Raw genomic sequence first — 21,532 nt, 5'->3', positions numbered from 1 at the left:
TCGTTTTAATATATTTTCAAAAAAAATAACAACCTTTCGGTTGTTAGCAAGTGGCGCAGGGGTCCGTATTTAGTTAAGCTTCTATAGCGGGCCCCTTTACCGTAGCCTGTTACTTATTTTTCGTCGTCATACTCTGTTTCTGTTCTGCGTTCAATACGAAGAATATCGTTATAGATTTCTTCTAATGCAATCCCTACATATTTGCTCGCATGAGCATCTTTCAATTCACTAACACTACCTTCACGTAGTTGTCTAGCACGACGGGAAGCTGCAACAACAAGCGAGTACTTACTGTCGACTTTAGTCATCATTTCATCAATAGAAGGATATAACATTAGATACACACACCTCTTCGTGTTCTGCGAAATATATTCCGCAGGACTTATTTTGTAATCTTACAATGTTCTGCGACAATAATACTCTGGATTCGCATACATGCTAGATCAATTTCATCATTGACTACAGAGTAATCATAATGCTTCATTAATTCCAACTCGTCAGCAGCTACCGTCATTCGATTCATGATCGTATCTACGGTTTCGGTTCCACGTCCATGCAGACGTTGTTCCAATTCTTCAAACGAAGGTGGAGTCAAAAATATAAATACGCCTTCTGGAAACTTCTCCATGACTTTCAAAGCACCCTGCACTTCGATTTCCAGGAAAATATCGTTACCCGCATTCAGCGTATCTTCTACAAAATCACGTGGTGTTCCATAGAAATTGCCTACATATTCTGCATGTTCAAGCAAACGATCATTTAAGATCATTTCTTGAAATTGCTCATGGCTTTTGAAAAAGTAGTTTACTCCGTCCACCTCACCTGTACGAGGCTTGCGTGTAGTTGCAGATACAGAATAGATCAATTCAGGCATACGCGTCCGAAGAGCACTGCATACCGTTCCTTTGCCGACGCCGGAAGGGCCGGATAATACAAATAATAATCCTTTAGACATGGTACACTCCATTTTAGGCTGTTGCGTCGTCCGGTACGTACTGGATTGATCAACAGCCTCTTTTTGTTTATTCGTCGTGATCATCATCTTTAGTAGATAAGCGATGTGCGACTGTTTCCGGTTGTACTGCGGAAAGAATTACATGATCGCTATCGGTAATGATAACAGCACGGGTACGACGACCATATGTGGCATCAATGAGCATATGACGATCGCGTGCTTCCTGAATAATTCTTTTGATTGGTGCAGACTCAGGGCTTACTATAGAAATAATCCGATTAGCGGATACAATATTTCCGAAGCCAATATTGATAAGTTTGATGGCCATCTTCAGGTTTTTCCCCCTATACATTTGACTCATTTACGCCGAAATGAGGTCGCTGACTTGCATTCATTCCAAATTTGCGGCTTGTTCGCGAATCTTTTCCAGTTCCGCTTTCATCTCGACCACATGATTGACTAGAGCCAGATGATTTGCTTTGGAACCAATCGTATTCACTTCTCTATTCATTTCTTGAATCAAAAAATCAAGCCTACGTCCTATTGCATCGTTACTTTCTAGCAATAATTTACACTGCTGAAAATGACTATTCAAACGCGTCAATTCTTCGTCAATATTAGAACGATCTGCAAATACAGCTATCTCCATGCTAATTCTGGAATCGTCCCAATGATAACTTCCATCCTGAAGTTCAGATAATCGCTGTTTTAGACGTATGCGATGTTCTTCTACAACAGTAGGCGCCAATTCACACATACTACGATAATGCTGCTCTAGCAGATTCACACGCTCCCGCAAATCGTTAGCTAAATGAATCCCTTCTCGTGCACGCATTTGTAGCAAATTTTGAAGTGCTTCTTGTAGTCCTTGTCCAAGAATCTGTTGCCACTGTGCTTGTTCTTCTTCATCTGCCAATGCCGAAGGTTGCTCAGTAGTCATCACTCCTGGTAATGCAAGTAATTGATGAATATCCAAATTTCCATTCATACCATAACGCTCTGTAAGCTCTTGACCCGCTTGTAAATAAGACTGAACGTTAGCATGGTTAAGCTTCAAAGACGGAACTTGCCCTGTGTCTTGCTCTTTGTTCATAAATACATCTATCCGTCCACGCTTGATCACATCTTGAATCAGCCGTTTGAGACTGTCCTCCATTTGACCCCATTCACGTGGTAAACGCATCATAATTTCGCAATAACGATGGTTGACGGATTTGACTTCAATCTGGACTTTGTAGCCGCCAAATTGCACGGCGGACTGACCGTATCCGGTCATACTGAATGACATCGGCATCACATCCGTTATCCTATTGTAATTGATTATCTATTGTGAAACAAGGGGTTGGGACGGCGCTTTGCTTTTGCCCATATATATTCAGTTAGCTGTACACTCATATCATAAAACATAAACGGAGTCATAATATAAATTCCATTAAAATGTTCCATAGCGACATCCAGCAATTCTTTGGCAATCATTACGCCTGTCGCTCTGCCTTCTTCGCCTTCAAGCCCTGCCATTCGTCCACGTACTTCATCGGATAATTGAATACCAGGAACTTCATTATGAAGATATTCTGCATTTCGTCCACTAGCAAGTGGCATAATTCCGATAAAAATAGGAATATCCAAATGTTTGGTCGCTTCCCGAATATCAGCTATCAACTGCACATTATAGACAGGCTGAGTCATAATATAATCAGCGCCTGCCGCAATTTTCTTTTCCAGACGGACAACAGCTTTATCCAGATGTTTGACATTCGGGTTAAAGGCTGCGCCTACAACGAATTTGGCACGTTGTTTGAGAGGCTTTCCAGAAAAAGCGATCCCTTCATTCAACTGCTTGATCATTTTGATCATATCAAACGAAGTCATATCGTAAACAGAACTCGCTCCCGGCAAATCGCCAAATTTGGACGGATCACCGGTTACAGCTAGTACATGATCGATACCTAGAGCATCAAATCCCATCATATGCGATTGACTGCCGATCATATTGCGATCACGACAAGCGATATGAATCAAAGGACGAATCCCTGCTTCTCGTTGCACAATATGTCCAAGTGCCATATTGCTCATACGAGTAACAGCAAGCGAATTATCAGCTAAAGTCAGCGCGTCTACGCCAGCTTCTTTAAGCGCGGCGGCTCCTTTGAGAAAGCGTGTAATATCCAGATCACGAGGTGGATCAAGTTCTACAATCACTGTTGGACGTTCACGCACCAGATCTACCAGTGTTGGCGGTACGTCTTCACCATTACGATCGCTTTCATCCATAATAGCGTTCTCGATAGTGACACTGATCTGAGGAATCGGTGTCTGCACATTAGAAAAGTCTAACTTTTCCGGTACATATCCTTCTAAAGCTCTTGCAATAGCAGCGATATGTTCAGGAGTTGTTCCACAGCATCCGCCGATCACTCTTGCTCCTAGTTCTGCAAAGCGAATACTACGCTGACCAAAATAAGCGGGACTTGCTCCATAACGATATTCACCATCTACATAATCCGCTACTCCTGCATCAGGATACACAGATAATGGCAAAGATACTTTACCTTGAACCGCTTCAAGCGCATGCAGCGTTCCATTAGGGCCAACACGACAATTCAGCCCTACCATATCTGCCCCGGCATCTGTCAATAAAGCAAACGCATCTGGCAAAGCAAAACCATCCAGCGTCCGAATCGCATCTTCTACTGTTAATTGACACATCACTGGAATATTTGTCAGTTTGCGTACTTGTCGTAAAGCGATTGCCAGTTCTTCCACTTCAAAAAACGTTTCTAACAAAATGCCGTCTACGCCTTCTTCTAACAAAGACGATACTTGCTGTCTAAAATGCTGACGTAATTCAGACCGCGGAATATTGGTTCGTTTACCATTACGAATCGCGCCTACTGAACCGACCACATACGCTTGATCACCAGCCGCCGCTCGTGCAATCCTTACACCTGCACGATTAATTTCATCTACTTTATGTTCAAGCCCATATTTAGATAATCGGTCATAATTAGCAGAAAATGTATTGGTCTCAATCATTTGAGCACCAGCAGTAACATATTGGCGATGTACATCTTCTATAATATGTGGACGAATCAAATTCAGTTCTTCATAAGAAATACCTACCGGAAATCCTAATTGATACAAATAAGTCCCCATTGCTCCATCGCCTATAATTACACTATCTGTCCATTTGGAACGCAAATCTGGCTTCATTGTATAGTCCACCCCACTGTATGTCATTTACGTTCTAATGTATCATACAAAAGCGCTCTAGAAGACGTTTTAACGGTGGTATAGTTAAATTATATAACCAGAGGTGTAAAGCATATTATTCTGTTGTTTTCCCAGTGTATACAGTAGCCGCAGGCCCCGTCATATATACTTTGTTACTCGACTCATCCCACTCGATATATAAGTCTCCACCTTTAAGCGATACATATCCGTTACGATCTGAAAATCCATTGAGCACTGAAGATACTAGCGTTGCACAAGCACCTGTTCCACAAGCCAGTGTCGGGCCTGCTCCACGTTCCCATACACGCATATCCATCCGATCACGACTTTGCACCGTTGTAAATTCTACATTGACTTTGCGCGGGAATAACGGATGATTTTCAAGTAGTGGACCCCATTTATTCAGATCGATATTGATGGCATCATCGACATAAATCACACAATGTGGATTACCCATCGATACCGCTGTAAAATGGAAAATCTGTCCTTCCACTTCTATTTCTTGATTGATCACTGGATTGCCTTCGATCGCTACTGGAATCAAGGTACTATCCAGAATCGGTTCTCCCATATCTACACGAACCGTATGGGCTATCCCATCTTCAGCTTGAACGGTAACCGATTGTACACCGGCACCCATCGTTTCTATCGTAATTTCAGTATGAGGCGTTAAGCCACGATCATATACATATTTGGCAACACAACGAATCGCATTCCCACATTGTTCTGCTTCTGATCCATCTGAATTAATAATTCTCATCATAAAATCTGCATTAGCAGACGGCAAAATATAAACCAATCCATCTGCACCAATACCAAAGTAACGATTGCAATGCTTAATCGCTAATTCTGCTACATTAGCTGGTAAGGATGGCTCTCCATAGACGATGATAAAATCATTGCCCAGACCATTCATTTTGGTAAATTCCATATTGATTCTCTCCTCCGAAAAACACGTTCTATTGGGTAAGCATACATGATGGCACTATAAATTGCTATGGCTTTGTGGCATGATAGAAGATGATTATGATAGTAAGAATAGGAGAATACTCGATATGGCATTAGATGGCATTGTTACCCGTGCGATTGTTCATGAGCTTCAATCTCTACAAGGCGCACGTATTAATAAAATTCACCAACCGACAGGTAATGATATTGTTTTTCAGATTCGTGCACAACGCGGCAATCGCAAATTAATTCTGAGTGTAAATCCAACTTATCCGCGTGTTCAATTTACCGAGCAATCTTTTATGAATCCGCAGGAAGCACCGATGTTCTGTATGCTTCTTCGTAAGCATTGTGAAGGTGCTATTATTGAATCAATCGAGCAGGTAGGTATGGAACGTGTAATTCATTTCAATGTACGTCAACGAGATGAATTAGGCGATGTTTCTTTCAAACGATTGATTATCGAAATTATGGGTCGTCATAGTAATATGATTGTGATCGATCCGGCAACCAATACCATACTGGATGGCATTCATCATATTACACCAGCAATCAGTAGCTATCGTGTTATTATGCCTGGATTCAGCTATGTGGAACCACCCGATCAGCACAAATTAAATCCTTTAGAAACGGGCGAACAACAATTTATGGAGAAGCATCGTGAAAATATCGATCCTCCTGCTCGTTTTCTTTTGAATACATTTAGCGGTCTGAGCCCATTGATTGCAGAAGAAATTGTATATCGCGCTCAACAAGCCGATATTAGCGTTAATGGAGAAAATGAAAATCCGTATCCAGATGTACAGTATATCTGGCAAGCATTTTCGACCTTAATGGAGCAAGTATCCAAAGGGGAATTTGCTCCGGTGAGCGGTCTTAATGCACAAGGCAAAATCGTATTTTCAGCTGTTCCGTTAACCTTGATTCAAGAAGAAGAAAAACATTATGATTCGATCAGTCAATGTATTGAAGCATATTATGGTGACAAAGCAGAACGCGATACCGTTAAGCAGAAAACAAGCGATCTATTGCGTTTTCTCCAAAATGAACGTAGCAAAAACATTAAAAAACTAGATAACTTGCAAAAAGATATCAAAGAAGCAGAAGGCGCTGAAAAGTTCCGTATTCAAGGAGAATTATTATTTGCTTCGCTTCATGAATTGAAACGCGGCGACAAGCAGATTGAGTTGATTAACTTCTATGATGAAGAACAGCGTCCAATTACAATTACACTTGATCCACAATTAACACCGTCTGATAATGCACAGCGTTATTTCAAACGTTATAACAAATACAAAAATAGTCTAGCTGTTATCGATCAGCAATTGATCAAAACGCATGCTGAAATTCAGTATTTGGATTCGTTGCTTCAACAATTAGGCAGTGCTTCCTTACAAGATATTGATGAAATTCGTGAAGAATTAGCAGAACAAGGATATGTACGCAATCGTAATAAACGTGCGAAAAAGAAACGCAAAGACAATCGCCCTACGCTTCATGTCTATACGTCTAGTGAAGGTATCGAAATGTACGTAGGTAAAAACAATTTGCAAAATGATTATATTACCAACAAATTAGCTCATTCTAATGATACGTGGTTGCACACCAAAGATATTCCGGGTTCTCACGTCGTTATTCGCAGTCAACAATTTGGAGAAGCAACACTAGCAGAAGCCGCTCAGCTTGCCGCATATTTTAGTCAGGCGAAAGAATCTAGCAGTGTACCTGTTGATTACACGCTGATTCGTCATGTGCGTAAGCCAAGTGGAGCGAAGCCGGGATTTGTAATTTACGAACAACAGACTACACTATTTATCACTCCTGAAGAAGATGTAGTAAAAAGCTTGGAAAGTACAATCAAATCGTAATGCTTCTCTGAATATAGAATAGGTATGTTTCAATAAAGTATGCTTTAAATAGGCTCCTATGTCGAAATCAAACAAAGAACGGCTGGACTACACCTATTACAGGTGATCATCCAGCCGTTTTTCTTATAACTATATCTAATGTTTTTACTATCATTTCACTGTGATTACTAGATTATATCTACTCTGCTGTAATACCTGTCTCGATCGCTGTCTGTAATTGACGCAATTGAATCAATGTAGACATCGGGACACTTTTTCCACCCAATGGGCCATGAAATACTTTTCCTTGACGTTCCCCATGATAATCCGAACCACCGGTAACGATTAAGTCTCTACGTTTTGCGATTTCTAGATATCGTTGTTCATCTTCAGGAGAATGATCAGAATGATAGACTTCTAGACCTGCAATCGAACTGTTATCTAGAATACGCTCTACTAATGTATCATCACCATAAATACCCGGATGTGCCATCACCGGAACACCATTGGCTTCACGAATCCATACCGCTGCATCAGAAGCTGTAATACGTGGAGGTGAGACATACGCAGCCGCGCCTTCTGCTAGATACTTGTTAAAAGCATCTTTTAGATCTACAGCATATCCTTTAGCTACTAACACATCAGCCATATGCGGACGACCGATACTTTCATCAGGCATTAATTCTCTACCTAATTGCTGAATCACTTCATCCATCGTAATCTCTACACCAAGATCACGTAACTTTTGCAAAATTTGTACATTGCGGTTGTCTCGAACTTCACGTAATCCTTGCAGACGTTCTAGTAATTGAGGGTCTTCTGTATTGAGGTAATAACCGAGAATATGAATATCTTTATTATCTTCTCTAGTGCTAATTTCTACCCCAGCAATTACTTCTATATCATATGATTTGCCTGCTTCTATCGCTTCGGCTACACCTGCTACCGTATCATGATCGGTTACAGCAATAGCACCCAGACCTGATTCTACTGCTAACTTTATATTTTGAGATGGTGTATTCATACCATCCGATGCCTGACTATGCGTATGCAAATCTGCGTAACGTTCTTCTTGAGCATTATTCATTATCTAATCACTCCTATATGATTGCTTCTACCTATCTATTACACTTCTATATTCAGACCCACTCATACTCCTGTACAAATTGTAAAAAAGTAACTGCCGGAATGGTCAATAACGTAGATTTCAGATGAATCGAATAAAATTGCCGTTGAAACGAAACATTTTCAATCGTTAAGACTTTCAATAATCCTAACGTGACTTCATGCTTAACCGATGATGGCGACAAAATCGTAATCCCTAATCCAGCTTCTACGGCTGATTTTACCGCTCCTGTACTGCCCAGTTCCATTACTGTCTGTATATGCGACAGATCAACCTGATGTCTGATTAGCTCTTCTTCCATCACTTGCCGGGTTCCAGATCCTTTTTCACGTAATACAAATGGATACTTCAACAAATCTGTTAATTGCACCATTTCCTGATCGGCTAGAGGATGGTTGCCGGGCACAATTAATTTGAGTTCATCTTGCATCACAGGCTTAATCGTCATATCCGGGTGATCTACAGGGGCTTCAATCAATCCAAAATCAAGCTGATTGCGGCTAATTTCATCTAAAATTTGAGTGGTGTTCATCACTTTGAGCATGACTTTCATATGTGGATATTGCTGACCTAACGGACCAAGCAGACGAGGTAATACGTATTCACCTATCGTGTTACTTGCACCTAGAACTAATCGCCCTGCTAATGTATCGGTAAATCTGGACATGACTGCATCGGTTTCGCGCATGAGATGAATTCCTTGTGAAGCGAACGGCATTAACGCATGACCTGCTTCAGACAATTCAATTCGTTTGGTTGTACGATTGAATAATTTGGTACCAAAATGATCTTCTAATGACTGTACTTGCATTGTGACTGCCGGTTGAGTCATATGAAGAGCTTGCGCTGCTGCTGAAAAACTTCCACGCTCAGCAACGGTATAAAAAATATGCAATTGATGAAAATTAAATGCCACTGCCGTTCCCCCTCCTTACTATGTATATATTGTACCATTTTCGTATAAGCATACAAAAAAGAAGCTTGCTTTAATAGCCGCTTCTTTTCAAAAGTATTATGAGTAAATAGGTTAGCTTTTTTATAAACATTGCATTTTTGCGCAAACTGTTAAAATAATGCTATGCCTATTCTTATCTAGGGTGAAGCTGCTGTGAATACACAAAGCTTATTTGCGTTTGCGACTGTTTTTGATCAAAGTCATCCGACGAGAGTGTCTTAACCACGAATAGTAAGATTTAAGATCGCGAAGCTCAATGGTTTCCGACATTTTACCCAAAAATGTAACGATAATCATTTTGTGCAGTGGGTTACCTGTAAGATCGTATTCACCTGGTAGATCAGCAAATTCAGCAACAACAACAAGGTCTTCATCAATTAAATACACGTCTTCTTCTTTGCGATAATACGATACAATCCGATTTTGTTTAAGCGTTTCCCACATAAATGAAGCAATTTCTTCAGGTTTAGTCTGAGCTTTGGCGATACGGTCATTATAACGAGTAATTGCATGATTCGTAATTACGATATCTGCAACTTTTTTCTCGCCAAGTTCTACATGAAAAGGTTCATACGTGCTCCAACGTTCCATTACTTTATCTCTCATTAACTATTCACTCCCCATTCTGTATGGGTCTTTCCGTCTAAGTATTTATACCTATTAAGATATATACATCGTTCGCCCTACACAAGACGAAAAAGCTACCATTTTTTAACTCATTTCACTAAATTTCTTTAATTTTTAAAGTAATTTGATATCATTTCAGTATTTGTCTTTACAACCTTACAGTTCTGTAGTCCCACTAAATATTATATCGACAGGCAGTAACGTTTCGTTAACCCATAAATGATAAATCTTCAAAATTATCATAAATAATACTTACTACATACCTTTAAACAACATTCAATGAAACCGTTTCCTGCAATAAAATATAAAAAAGCGACCATTAAAGGTCGCTGATAAATTGTAGTCAGAACTGCTCATTTTAAAATACTTTGTTAAATACCGTAAAATTGAGTCTGATCAGGTACCGCTTTAGTATATTCCGTTTTGATCTCATTTCGATAAGATCGTTCAACTTTGCGCACGTAAGAAAGACGACGGATATTTTTGAGTGTTTCTTCTGCTTTTTCAGTGTACAAATACATAACTACATAATGCATGCGACGTGAAATATAATGAACACAGCCATATTTTTCAAGATTGCGTGCTGCTTTGACATCATTCACCCAGATAATATAGCCCATGCGTGAAGGTAACGCCAATTCTTGTTCTTCCGGTTGTTGTGTTACATTTTGTTGTACTACATTTTCTGGTTGTTCGTTCTCAACTGCATCCACATGATCCTCCACTACCACATCCGCCTCCTTTCGGTAAAGGGTTATTGCTTGGAACTTTGATACTTTCAGAGACCGAATGTGCAATCAACTCTGACATTTCGTATAACATTTGATCCAATTTTTCCTCAGCATCTTTAAAGCGCCATACCGCTTCAATCTGTTCCATTTCTCGTTGAACAGCTTCGACCTGTTCTTTAGCTTCATGGAAGTTCGGATGAAAATGTCCAAACCGCTGTGTTTCTTCAAATAATTCTTTTTTGCTATTGAGCTTGTGCATCAAGCTTATTACTTCCGGGTGAGCTAGCATACGCTCTTCCCAATATAGGTAATTCGCGACTTCGATAGAATTGTTGATCATATCGCCTAATTCATAGGCGTTTGTCAAGACTTCGGCCATATCGACCGTCCTAATCTCGGTTACGCTCATGAAGTTCATCTCGTTTCTGTATATAAAGTGGACAACCATCTGACTTCGTTGTCTTTATTATCATAGCATAAGCCGAGAACAGATTAGAAGTGCTTTTCCAAAAATGGTATCTGTAATACAGCAAATTCACTCTATTTAGCGATAAAACAAGCATTTTACGTATACATATATTACAACAAAGGTGAGCATTCTTTGCGATAATCCATGGGGGATAGACCGATTTCTTTTTTAAATAGTTGCGAAAAGTAAGATTGTGACTTGAAACCTACAATTTCTGAAATATCCAAAATCGAATAATTCGTAGATTCTAACAAAAATTTAGCGGTATTTATTCTAACCATAGATAGGTATTTAAGTGGCGATATATCATAGTTTTTTTTAAAAGCATGTGATAAATAGTATTTGTTAATATGCGCTTCGCTAGCTAACATATCTAACGTAATATCTTTTTTGAAATGAATATCGATAAAATTACGAACTAAAGCGATCTCACGATTTACTTTTTGGGAACGTTCTACATGCAAGAGCACAGGTTTTTTACGCAAAATAAGATGAAGCAAAATACGAATTAGATGCTTACATATCTCATCATAAGCAGACTGTTTCGCAGTATATTCCTCCAAAATTTGATGAACATAAAATAAAATATTTTGATTCACATCGTCTATTTTAAGATAAGAAAAAGGTTGCTCTGCATTGACCAATGAAATTCCATGAATCCCGATAACTATATATTCCAGCAGTTGATGTGTATCTGAAATTTCTGTATGTTCGACATTCGGATTAATAACGATTACATCATTTTTTTTGATTGAAAATCGCTCATCTTCTACTAAAAATTCGCCTCTACCGCTAGTGACATAAAAAAATTCAACAAAATGGTGGGAATGCTTCATTGTGACCCAATTTTCCCCATCTGTATCTGACTTGTTAATATAAATTAACTCGGCATTCACATAAGAATGAACATCGATCGTCGACAAATGATCTTCACTATTCATCACTACCACCTCTTAATTGTAAAATCACTTATCCTGTAAGAAAAGATTTTTGTAGAGCAAAATATCTATACCATTTGTTTACACTTTTTAATCGTATAGTTTATTTTAAAGCAATAAATCTAAAATACATAGCAATAAAGATAAATTCTAATCTTACACGTAACTGTATAATAAACGTATTCTTACATTCATTTTTGACTATTAAAGGAGGGATGCATGATGCGTAAAAAAGCGGTACATACCCCATCATTTTTGTTCTGGATTACAGGCTTATTTATCGTAGGTGGCACACTGCTAACGATGATCCTGTATATGTCCAACGCCAATGACAAGGTTGCCGCGGTGGATAACTACAGTATCACTAAGCAAGAATTAAGCTTTTATATGCAACAATTACGTCCTCAGGTACAAAATGAATTTCAAACCAAATACCATCGTCCACTAACTAAAGAAGATTGGAACCAAGCCATCGATGGAGTAACACCAATAGATCAATTACAGCAACAAGCACTAGCTCAAATTGCAAAAGACAAGACCTTATTGATTGTCGCCAAACAGCAACATTTGATAGAACATATCGATTATGAAGATATTCTTCAAGCAATGGAAGCTGAAAACAAAAGCCGTACTGAAGCTGTAGCGCATGGTGAAATTGTATACGGGTTGACTTCCTTTACACCACAATCATATTATTCTCATCTCTTAACTTCACTCCGAACCAAATTAAAACAGCAATTAAGCCAATCTCCTAACGATCCTCTATATATTAATGACCAAGATGCTTATGCCTACTTTAATGCTCATCAAGCAGATTGGACAGTTAATGCGACTACGTATAAAGTGAGTCGTCTCCATATCCCTTCTGCTCAACAACAAAAAGCAACGACGTTGCAACAAATCACACAAGATCTACAACAAAATATGAGTATGACTACGATTCAACAGAAATACAAATTACCTCAAAAAACAGAAGAAACAGTCAAGCCTGATAGCAATAATTCGCAAAACTCATATCAAAACGAACTGATTATGAAGCTTAGAAATGCTACTGATCCTTCACAACCTATATTTATCGAAACCAAGCAAGGCTTTAATTTATATCAATTAGAGCACACGACTATCAAACAAAAAGAAGCTTTCAAACAGTATCAAACACAGATTACAGAAACATTGTTAAATGATCGACTAAATACGTATCTAGCTCATATTCAGCAGTCTTTTCCTTTTAGCGTAGATCAACAAAAAATAAGTACCGTATTAGCAACCTCTTCTTAAATTCATTCTGCTTTATCATTTTGTATGTAGGTCATTCTTTATTTTCAAAAAGTAAATTTACTGGAGGTCTAGCATGCCTAAAATAAAAACAATTTTTATTGGTCTGGTATTGTTCACGTTATTACTTCCTCTCTTCCCTACTTATTCTGCTTTTGCTGATACTGCTGGAGAAACAACAAAAAGTTCGCTTAGTGGAAATGCTCCTAACCCATATGGTGGAACCGATTATTATATCGATGCTACCAACGGACAAGATAGCAATAACGGTAAGTCTATCGATACCCCGTGGCAAACATTGCAAAAAGCAAATCATACTACATTTCAGCCAGGAGATCGCATTTTACTCAAATCCGGTGAGACCTGGCAAGATCAGCAACTTTGGCCTAAAGGATCTGGAATTGCGGGCAAGCCGATTGTGATCGATCGTTATGGAGATGAAGCGCTCGGTAAGCCGTATATTGCTACCAACGGTAAAGTAGACAACCCTTTGCAGTATACAGGCGGAGACTTTGTTAAAGATAAAAATAAAGTAGGACTAACCGGTGCTGTCGTTCTTCGCAATCAACAATACTGGGAAATTCATAATCTAGAATTATCCAACGACGATGATTTCAATACCGATATTAATGTATCTGCCAAAACAAAATCGGTTGTTCGAGACGGCATATCGATTTCGATCAATGCTGATCTGCTAGAAGGCAATGATAAAATTATGGATTATTTCCGTATCAGTGATAACTATATTCACAATATTGATGGCCCGACCGATTGGCAAAAGATCCATTACGGTGGTATTGTTTTTCAAGTATTTGGAGAAAAGAGCTACACCTCTTATGATAAAGGTGCATACTATTTCAAAGATGTTCGTATCGAAAATAACCGTTTTTACAAAACAGAACTACATGCGATTGAATTTGCATTTAACTGGTTTTATGATCGTGATACTAGTTCTGGTGAATATGATGAAACAGGCAAGTTTCATGAAGGTTGGGAACAACTGTGGGTCAAAAACAGAGATTTGTATAGTCGTGATGTGTATATCGGTCATAACTATGCTGAAGATATTGGTCAGGGCGCAATTCAGCTTGCGAACACCAAAGATATGACTGTTGAATATAATGAAGTGAATGGCTATTTACAACGTTATAATGCTGTTTCCTGTGGACTATATCTATGGGCAGGTGCAGATACGGTTATGCAATATAACGAGGTCTATGGCGGGCCTTATGGAGAATACGATGGTACACCGTGGGATCTGGAATTCACCAATTTTAATGTAACTTATCAGTATAACTATTCTCATGATAATGCCGCAGGTTGGATGGCTTATATGGGCAACAGTTCCAATTCAATTGCCCGTTATAATTTAAGTGTGAATGACAACGGTGTTATTGTAAAAAATATGTTATCCACCAACTACTCGCCTACGTATTTCCTGAATAATGTATTTGTCTATGATGCTTCCAAAATGGACTGGTTCCATGATGAAGTATTTAAAGATACGGTCTATTTCTTAAATAATGTATTCTACAATACATCGACAACCACCCCAACCAAATGGTATCGCAAGGAGGGAGCCTTGAATAGAGCTGTATTCTCTAACAATGCCTACTACGAAGCTGGTGGTGTACAGTCTGGACAACAACCTGCTGATGCTCATGCTATCTTAGCAGATCCGCAATTTGTAGCTGATCCTGCGGATTACAAACGTGGCAATGGAGTTGCCAATATTATCGATTCCGCAGCTAATTTTAAAGTCAAACCTACTTCACCATTAATTGATGCCGGTCGTTATAATGCACATGTAGGGAAAGCTGATTTCTTTAACAATCATCTATATTATGGTGACAATATCGATATCGGGATTCAAGAAAGTCCGATAGGAACCAAAGTTGAATCTCCGGTGGATAACAACCCGATCGAAAATGAGCAACCTGCACCACGAGAAAATCTAGCTCTGAATCAGAGTATTACAGCTAATTACACCCATCCGAATGTAGGATTAGAAGCTACCAATCTGGTTGATGGTAAAACAACAACACGCTGGGCAAGCCCGGATGAAGTCACTTATCCGATTGAGATTACGATCAATTTTGGCAAACCTATTTCTTTTGATGAAGTGTATCTGGATGAATATGTCGACAGCGGAACCGATCCACGTATTCTTGAATATGAATTACAACGATATGATGAAGCAACAGGTACATGGACTACTTTTGAAAAGCAGACTAACGGTTTAGGAACCAATGTTTCACTCAAAGAGTTCGGCAATATCACAAGTAGTCAGCTTCGCTTGCTGATCAATAGTGTCAAACCTGATGCAACCGGAACCCCTACACTTACTGAAATTCAAGTATACAATAACAACAGTGCTGAAAATCCGAAGCAACCGACAACATCGATTACTTCAGCAACGTATGATCTTAATCCGTCCAAACAAGATGATCCTGCAAATCAAGTGATATGGGATGTCTATCTTGATGGAGATACATTATCTACAATTCGTTATATCGGAACAGAAGGCAATGTATTAAGTAGTCTGACCGAAGGGGAAGATTATACAGTCAACGGAAATACGTATACGTTAACCCGAAGCTTTTTAACAACACGAGCTATTGGCAAGTCAGGATTACAGCTTGAATTTGCTTCAGGAGCGCAATTAAAAATCGAACTGAATGTGATTAACTCTACAGATACTTGATTCCTTGTGCTATATGATTTTTATATAACTTTACAAATATCAAAAAAGATTCAGAGTCGGTGTATCGTTCACCAACTCTGAATCTTTTTGTTTGGATAACTTTTGATCCAATATTGTATTTATAATCTATTTATTGCTAAATCATCAATAAACCGATAGGAAGTCATGACACTGTATGTTGTGTTTCCAGTACAGCTTGTTGTAAATAATTCTCAGCGAGTGCTGTTAATAATTTGGCTGCATTCAACATTCCTACTTCATCCATATCGAATCTTGGATGATGATGCGGATACGTAATCCCTTTATCTTCATTACCAACACCGACAAAAACAAAGCAACCTGGTACTTCTTGTACATAATAAGCAAAGTCCTCTGCTGGCATCATCGGCGGAGTTACTTGTACATGTTCTTCTCCAAATATTTCTGTGGCAACTGCAAAAAAGCGATCCGTCTCACTGGCATGATTAACTAACGGTGGATAACCCATCATATAATCGATCTCTACCTCTGCTCCATTCATTGCACATACATGACGGGTCACTTCGTCAAATCTTTTGCGGATAGTGGCTCTAGTTTCTTCATCAAATGTACGAACAGTTCCTGTAATCCGACAAGTTTCAGCAATAATATTTTTGGCGGTTCCACTATTGATCGTTCCTACTGTAAGCACTGCTGGTTGAAGTGGATTCACATTACGACTAACAATCGACTGCAATTGCACAACCAATTGTGAACCTGTGAGTACACTATCGACAGTTACATGAGGAATACCACCATGTCCACCTTTTCCTGTAATATCAATCACAAAATCATCAACAGAAGCCATAATCGGCCCGGATGCACTAGCTAATATACCAACAGGCAAAGGTGACCATAAATGTACGCCGTAGATCACATCTACCCCTTCAAGTGCACCGGCTGCAATCATCTTCAAAGCACCACCCGGACACACTTCTTCACCAGGTTGGAAAATAAGACGAATTTCACCTTGTAATGTCGCTCTATTCTCACTAAAATAACGAGCGACTGCTAATAAACCTGCTGTATGACCATCATGTCCACAGGCATGCATTACACCATCCACCTGTGAAGCATATTCACATTCTTTTTCATCTTGAATAGGTAAAGCGTCAATATCAGCACGCAACGCAACTGTTTTGCCGGGTAAATGCCCTTTGATCACACCAATAACTCCTGTATCACCAACACCGGACGTTGTCTCAATTCCAAAAGACACTAATATATCAGCAATAAATTTCATTGTATGATGTTCTTGATAAGATAATTCAGGATGACGATGAAGATGCCTGCGCCATTCTACCATATCTGGAAATAAAGCTTCCCAATTGTAATTCCCCATCTGCTCTTCATCCTTTCGATATCATTCTTATGATTTCATTATACACATAATCAGACGTTTCAATACTGCTCAGTTGGTTAAATAATAGTTTATATGACTAAATTATGTTTCATTATAACCGATAAATGGTAAGAACGATGTTCAAACTGATGGGTAAAGCTTGCACCTACCTACAAAACGTACTATCATGAAAAGTGAACTTAACCATAATTTGATATGAAGCAAAATTATATACATTTTTTTATTACAAAAGGAGGATTTGTGCATGAAAATTAGCAGTTGGTTAACTGCCTTTAATACTTCTGATCTGTACATATCCGTTCTATCCTTGGAGACTGGTTATGAATAAAATCAGACATACTTCGCCACGAACGCTAAACAACCAGACAACAGCTAATCGCTATCAGAATGCGAATCCTTCTTCAAATTCTAATGTGCGTAATATACAGCAACCTGCACAGAAAATTACTACAAAAGGCGCTCCTGATTTTCAATTGTTGATCATGACTGTCATTTTAGTCTGTTTTGGTATTATTATGGTCTTTAGTGCAAGTTCAAGCATTGCATGGACGAACAAAAACTATAACTTTGACTCCTTGTATTTTACGAAAAAGCATATTTTATATGCAGTTATCGGTCTTGTAGGTATGTTTTTCGCGATGAAAGCTCATTATAGTAAGTATAAAAAGTGGTTTGCGCCCTTTTTTCTAATTACTTTAGCTTTACTCGTTATTGTGCTCATGGTCGGTAAAGAACTGAATGGTGCTCGAAGCTGGTTGAATATTTTTGGATTTTCTCTTCAGCCTTCTGAATTTGCCAAATTAGCTGTTATTTTATATCTAGCAGCCTTGATCTCCAAAAAAGGTGAAAAATTACGTGATCTGCGTAGTGGCTATATTCCAGTCATGGTCGTTGTCGGTCTAATCGCTGGCTTGATCTTTTTACAAAATGACTTGGGTTCTTGTATGATTTTGGTAGCAACAGCAGGTTTGATTATTTTTGCAGGTGGCGCTAGTGTCAAACATATTATGGCTTCTGTTCTTTTACTTGTACTTGGAGCATCACTTGTACTCGGTATAGGTGCTCTTTTTAATCACGATGATAACAGCGGTAAAGAAAGTAGCTACAAAGCAGGTCGGATTGAAGCTTTCCTTGATCCGATGGCTGATGAAAAAGGAAGTTCTTACAACCTTGTACAATCACTAACAGCTATTGGTGTCGGTGGATTTACAGGGGCAGGCTTTGGTCAAAGTATTCAAAAGCTTCATTATCTTCCTAACCCTTACAATGACTTTATTTTCGCCGTCATCGGTGAAGAATTTGGATTTATAGGCACCAGCTTATTCCTACTGTTATATGGATATTTTATCTGGCGAGGCTTGTTTATTGCTTTACGTTGTCCAGATATCTTTGGAACACTGGTCGGTGTTGGTATTATGAGTCTGATAGCTATTCAAGCGTTTATTAATATCGGCGGTGTTACAAATACAATTCCTATTACAGGCGTTACGTTACCATTTATTAGTTATGGTGGTACATCATTGATTATGATGATGACCAGTATGGGAATCATGTTAAGTATTTCTCGTGAAACCAATCGTGTAGCTAGTGAAAAAGCACAAACGACCAATTCACGTATTAGTGGTCGCTCTTCGATCTCTATGCGCATGAAATAATACGATAATGTACAAAAAAATGCATAAAAAACGTAAAAAAAACGACGGATCATGATACCGTCGTTTTTTTATATAGTTAAACTTGAAATTTCTACAAAATATCGTCTTTAAAAGCCACGCCTTCTACTTTTACGTTGACTTCAACTACTTTGAGTCCGGTTAAATTTTCTACAGCTTCGCGTACATTTTGTTGAAGCATGCGGCATACTTCATGAATAGGAGTCTCGTAAAGAACGATAATACGTAGATCAATCGCAGCTTCCAATTGTCCGACTTCTACTGTAACTCCTTTTTGTACATTTTTACCACTTAGACGTTTGGCAAATCCATCGGATAATCCTCCAGACATAGCGGCAATGCCTGGCGTTTCTAAAGCGGCCATGCCCGCTACTTTTGCTACGACGTCATCGGCAATTTTGATAATACCCATTTCCAATTGTAATGATTCGGTCATGTCCCATCCTCCTCTAAAGCTTCAACCATAATCTGTATAAAACACTTCTACATCAAGCTGACTTTTCTCCTCTATTGTATCAGCATTCTGCCAAAATCTAAACTTTATCTCACCTGATTGGTTTAAATACACTACTGTTTTGGTTATAATGTTAAAGAATTTACATAAAATATATAGAAAAAGGGGTGCAGAATGAAGAAACATTTATCTACTATTTTATTGGCTATCTTTTTTGTGTTTAGTGCTATTGCTCATTATGCACATTTGAATCCTATTCTACAATTTGTAGTCTCGGCTATAGCAGTTGTATTAGTCGCTGGATTTCTAGGACGTGCTACCGAAAGTGTAGCTCATTATGCCGGACAACGGTTAGGTGGATTTCTTAACGCTACCTTCGGTAATGCCGCAGAATTGATTATTGCTATTATGTTACTGCGTGAAGGATTATACGATATGGTCAAAGCCAGCTTAACCGGCTCAATTATCGGTAACCTATTACTTGTACTCGGTCTTAGTATTTTTGCAGGCGGTGTTAAGCATAAAATTCAGAACTTTAATGTAGCGCTTGCTAATATGAATGGTTCATTGATGATTGTAGCTGTAATTGCGCTATTTGTACCTGCTTTATTTTTGAATACCCATTCGATCACGCCTACCGAAGTCGATACACTTAGTCTGATTGTAGCCGGACTATTAATCGCTGCTTATATCGCCTGGTTGATCTTCTCGATGATTACGCACAAAAAGTATCTGGAAGATGTGAAAGATCCCAAAGCACCAGAAGATCATGAAGAACCGAAATGGTCTAAAAACAAATCTATTTTGTTTTTGGTGATTGCTACTGTTATGACTGCTTTTGTCAGTGAATGGCTTGTAGGTACATTAGAGACATTTACAACAGACTTTGGATTCAGTGAACTATTTGTCGGGGCATTTGTAGTAGCTATTATTGGTAATGCTGCTGAACATAGTGCCGCTATTATGTTAGCGATGAAAAATAAAATTGGTGCATCGGTTGAGATTGCTGTCGGCAGTAGTCTACAGATTGCTCTCTTTGTTGCTCCGGTATTGATTTTCGTGAGCTTTTTCTTAGGCAACACGATGGATATTGTATTTACCACCTTAGAACTTGTCGCGATTATGGTATCTGTATTTATTGCCAAATCGATTATCCAAGATGGTTCTACCAACTGGTATGAAGGGCTATTACTGTTAGTGACTTATATTATTCTCGGTGTATCTTTCTATCTTGTCTAAATCAGACCAAACAAACCAAAAACGCCTGTACCCTCTTCGGAAGGTACAGGCGTTTCTATGTAACCAAAGTCTGCTACTCAGCAGACTGTTGTTTATTATTCATTGCTTCATACAACACAGACAAATTACGCTCCAGGTTGCTGATAAGCTGTTTGCCTACAGGCTCAGAAACAAATCCAGCACGTATAGCAAAATCTACTTCTTTGGAAAAGCCGTATACTTGAGTATCCAGAACTTCCTCGTACAGAGGACAGTAACGAGTATCCAAATTCTCCATCTGTATTTCAATTAATTTTTCAATTTTATTTGCATCTTCTTGTAGAAGATTCAATGCTTTTATATTCAACTGCTCTTGTAAATCAGATGAAGTCATGCTCTTCCCCCCCATGTTCGAGAATCGTCAGTCACTACTACTATTAATATTAGACGAAATTGGAGGCTAATACAAGAACCCCTAACGAAATTAAAGGAATTTACATTATATTTTAACTATTTGTTGAAAAATCGATTTATGATGAATACATACAAAAAATGCTGCGATTCACAAGGAATCAGCAGCATTTTGTTCATCATTGACCTTCTGCAAGTTTTACGGCAAGTCCATGCTTTTCAAAAGCAGCAACTACTGCTTTTTTAGCCTCTTCTTCGTCTGGTCCATGTACATGGAGCTCATAATCTTGATTTTTTACAAGTGTTGTAAATAGCCCCAAAATACTTTTAACATCAATAAATTTAGATTCGTGTTGTAAAACAATAGAAGAAGTGAACTGACCTGCTGTCTGTGCGATTTCAACTACTGCGGCATTATTCGTATTACTTGTTGCCATTTGAGAACCCTCCTACTCCGACTAAAATTTTCAACAATTCAGGTTTTCCATTTACATCATAATTGAATACGCTTTCTTATGCAACCCATTTCTTATAGCAGATGAGAGCGATAAAAAGAGGTTACGATTGTGAATAGCGTATAAGATGC

The 21,532-nt window shown here is 38.6% G+C and carries 21 protein-coding genes; 5 read left to right on the top strand and 16 right to left on the bottom strand.

The window, feature by feature from the left end; all coding sequences use genetic code 11:
• Positions 1 to 113: 113 nt before the first annotated feature.
• The 6 genes from rpoZ to dapF all read right to left on the bottom strand — a co-directional run bounded on the left by rpoZ (position 114) and on the right by dapF (position 5,120).
• Positions 114 to 335 carry a DNA-directed RNA polymerase subunit omega gene (rpoZ, locus tag ACFSGI_RS06600; RefSeq protein WP_204823367.1) on the bottom strand — a complete coding sequence of 74 codons (222 nt, stop codon included), beginning with the start codon at positions 333 to 335 and terminating at the stop codon, positions 114 to 116.
• Positions 336 to 382: 47 nt separating this feature from the next.
• Positions 383 to 955 carry a guanylate kinase gene (gene gmk / locus ACFSGI_RS06595; RefSeq protein ID WP_204823366.1) on the bottom strand — a complete coding sequence of 191 codons (573 nt, stop codon included), beginning with the start codon at positions 953 to 955 and terminating at the stop codon, positions 383 to 385.
• A gap of 67 nt (positions 956 to 1,022) precedes the next feature.
• Positions 1,023 to 1,283 (bottom strand): extracellular matrix/biofilm regulator RemA, encoded by a 261-nt coding sequence (remA, locus tag ACFSGI_RS06590; RefSeq protein ID WP_020615370.1) that lies wholly within the window; start codon positions 1,281 to 1,283, stop codon positions 1,023 to 1,025.
• Positions 1,284 to 1,346: 63 nt separating this feature from the next.
• On the bottom strand, positions 1,347 to 2,243 hold the full coding sequence (locus ACFSGI_RS06585) for a YicC/YloC family endoribonuclease (protein ID WP_204824927.1): 897 nt from the start codon (positions 2,241 to 2,243) through the stop codon (positions 1,347 to 1,349).
• 32 nt (positions 2,244 to 2,275) lie between these two features.
• Positions 2,276 to 4,168 (bottom strand): bifunctional homocysteine S-methyltransferase/methylenetetrahydrofolate reductase, encoded by a 1,893-nt coding sequence (locus tag ACFSGI_RS06580; RefSeq protein WP_204823365.1) that lies wholly within the window; start codon positions 4,166 to 4,168, stop codon positions 2,276 to 2,278.
• Between the two features lie 115 nt (positions 4,169 to 4,283).
• Positions 4,284 to 5,120, bottom strand: a complete 837-nt coding sequence (dapF, locus tag ACFSGI_RS06575; RefSeq protein WP_204823364.1) for a diaminopimelate epimerase — start codon at positions 5,118 to 5,120, stop codon at positions 4,284 to 4,286.
• 124 nt (positions 5,121 to 5,244) lie between these two features.
• Here dapF and ACFSGI_RS06570 point away from each other — a divergent pair, with 124 nt between their 5' ends.
• Positions 5,245 to 7,005 carry an Rqc2 family fibronectin-binding protein gene (locus tag ACFSGI_RS06570; protein ID WP_204823363.1) on the top strand — a complete coding sequence of 587 codons (1,761 nt, stop codon included), beginning with the start codon at positions 5,245 to 5,247 and terminating at the stop codon, positions 7,003 to 7,005.
• A gap of 178 nt (positions 7,006 to 7,183) precedes the next feature.
• Here ACFSGI_RS06570 and ACFSGI_RS06565 read toward each other — a convergent pair whose 3' ends face one another.
• The 6 genes from ACFSGI_RS06565 to ACFSGI_RS06540 form a co-directional block, all read right to left on the bottom strand.
• Complete coding sequence (locus ACFSGI_RS06565) at positions 7,184 to 8,071, bottom strand: PHP domain-containing protein (RefSeq protein ID WP_204823362.1); 888 nt, start codon at positions 8,069 to 8,071, stop codon at positions 7,184 to 7,186.
• Positions 8,072 to 8,123: 52 nt separating this feature from the next.
• Positions 8,124 to 9,026: a selenium metabolism-associated LysR family transcriptional regulator gene (locus ACFSGI_RS06560; protein WP_204823361.1), complete on the bottom strand. Its 903-nt coding sequence runs from the start codon at positions 9,024 to 9,026 to the stop codon at positions 8,124 to 8,126.
• A gap of 207 nt (positions 9,027 to 9,233) precedes the next feature.
• Positions 9,234 to 9,671, bottom strand: a complete 438-nt coding sequence (locus tag ACFSGI_RS06555) for a hypothetical protein (RefSeq protein WP_204823360.1) — start codon at positions 9,669 to 9,671, stop codon at positions 9,234 to 9,236.
• A 392-nt stretch (positions 9,672 to 10,063) separates the two neighbouring features.
• Positions 10,064 to 10,312, bottom strand: a complete 249-nt coding sequence (locus ACFSGI_RS06550; protein ID WP_069329121.1) for a YlbG family protein — start codon at positions 10,310 to 10,312, stop codon at positions 10,064 to 10,066.
• 79 nt (positions 10,313 to 10,391) lie between these two features.
• On the bottom strand, positions 10,392 to 10,832 hold the full coding sequence (locus ACFSGI_RS06545; RefSeq protein ID WP_204823359.1) for a YlbF/YmcA family competence regulator: 441 nt from the start codon (positions 10,830 to 10,832) through the stop codon (positions 10,392 to 10,394).
• A 170-nt stretch (positions 10,833 to 11,002) separates the two neighbouring features.
• Positions 11,003 to 11,833, bottom strand: a complete 831-nt coding sequence (locus ACFSGI_RS06540; RefSeq protein ID WP_204823358.1) for a helix-turn-helix transcriptional regulator — start codon at positions 11,831 to 11,833, stop codon at positions 11,003 to 11,005.
• 219 nt (positions 11,834 to 12,052) lie between these two features.
• On the opposite strand from ACFSGI_RS06540, the gene ACFSGI_RS06535 reads away from it, so the two are divergent.
• Complete coding sequence (locus ACFSGI_RS06535; RefSeq protein ID WP_379282741.1) at positions 12,053 to 13,108, top strand: SurA N-terminal domain-containing protein; 1,056 nt, start codon at positions 12,053 to 12,055, stop codon at positions 13,106 to 13,108.
• Positions 13,109 to 13,181: 73 nt separating this feature from the next.
• Complete coding sequence (locus ACFSGI_RS06530; protein WP_204823356.1) at positions 13,182 to 15,809, top strand: X2-like carbohydrate binding domain-containing protein; 2,628 nt, start codon at positions 13,182 to 13,184, stop codon at positions 15,807 to 15,809.
• Positions 15,810 to 15,972: 163 nt separating this feature from the next.
• On the opposite strand, the gene ACFSGI_RS06525 is transcribed toward ACFSGI_RS06530, so the two are convergent.
• Positions 15,973 to 17,169: a M20 metallopeptidase family protein gene (locus ACFSGI_RS06525; RefSeq protein WP_204823355.1), complete on the bottom strand. Its 1,197-nt coding sequence runs from the start codon at positions 17,167 to 17,169 to the stop codon at positions 15,973 to 15,975.
• 443 nt (positions 17,170 to 17,612) lie between these two features.
• On the opposite strand from ACFSGI_RS06525, the gene ftsW reads away from it, so the two are divergent.
• On the top strand, positions 17,613 to 18,845 hold the full coding sequence (gene ftsW, locus ACFSGI_RS06520; RefSeq protein ID WP_379283933.1) for a putative lipid II flippase FtsW: 1,233 nt from the start codon (positions 17,613 to 17,615) through the stop codon (positions 18,843 to 18,845).
• A gap of 91 nt (positions 18,846 to 18,936) precedes the next feature.
• Here the strand turns inward: ftsW and ACFSGI_RS06515 are convergent, their stop codons facing one another.
• Complete coding sequence (locus ACFSGI_RS06515; RefSeq protein ID WP_204823353.1) at positions 18,937 to 19,299, bottom strand: Asp23/Gls24 family envelope stress response protein; 363 nt, start codon at positions 19,297 to 19,299, stop codon at positions 18,937 to 18,939.
• 192 nt (positions 19,300 to 19,491) lie between these two features.
• Between ACFSGI_RS06515 and cax the strand changes: the two genes are divergently transcribed.
• Entirely contained in the window at positions 19,492 to 20,556 is a 1,065-nt protein-coding gene (gene cax / locus ACFSGI_RS06510; RefSeq protein WP_204823352.1) for a calcium/proton exchanger, read from the top strand.
• A gap of 73 nt (positions 20,557 to 20,629) precedes the next feature.
• On the opposite strand, the gene ACFSGI_RS06505 is transcribed toward cax, so the two are convergent.
• Together ACFSGI_RS06505 and ACFSGI_RS06500 are read right to left on the bottom strand one after the other, a co-directional pair.
• Positions 20,630 to 20,929: an Fpa/YlaN family protein gene (locus ACFSGI_RS06505; protein ID WP_069329024.1), complete on the bottom strand. Its 300-nt coding sequence runs from the start codon at positions 20,927 to 20,929 to the stop codon at positions 20,630 to 20,632.
• Between the two features lie 196 nt (positions 20,930 to 21,125).
• Positions 21,126 to 21,383, bottom strand: a complete 258-nt coding sequence (locus tag ACFSGI_RS06500) for an HPr family phosphocarrier protein (protein WP_069329023.1) — start codon at positions 21,381 to 21,383, stop codon at positions 21,126 to 21,128.
• Between the last annotated feature and the right edge of the window lie 149 nt (positions 21,384 to 21,532).

It is taken from the genome of Paenibacillus nicotianae (assembly GCF_042681745.1).
GTDB lineage: Bacteria > Bacillota > Bacilli > Paenibacillales > Paenibacillaceae > Saccharibacillus > Saccharibacillus nicotianae.
This window is presented reverse-complemented; position numbering and strand designations above follow the sequence as displayed.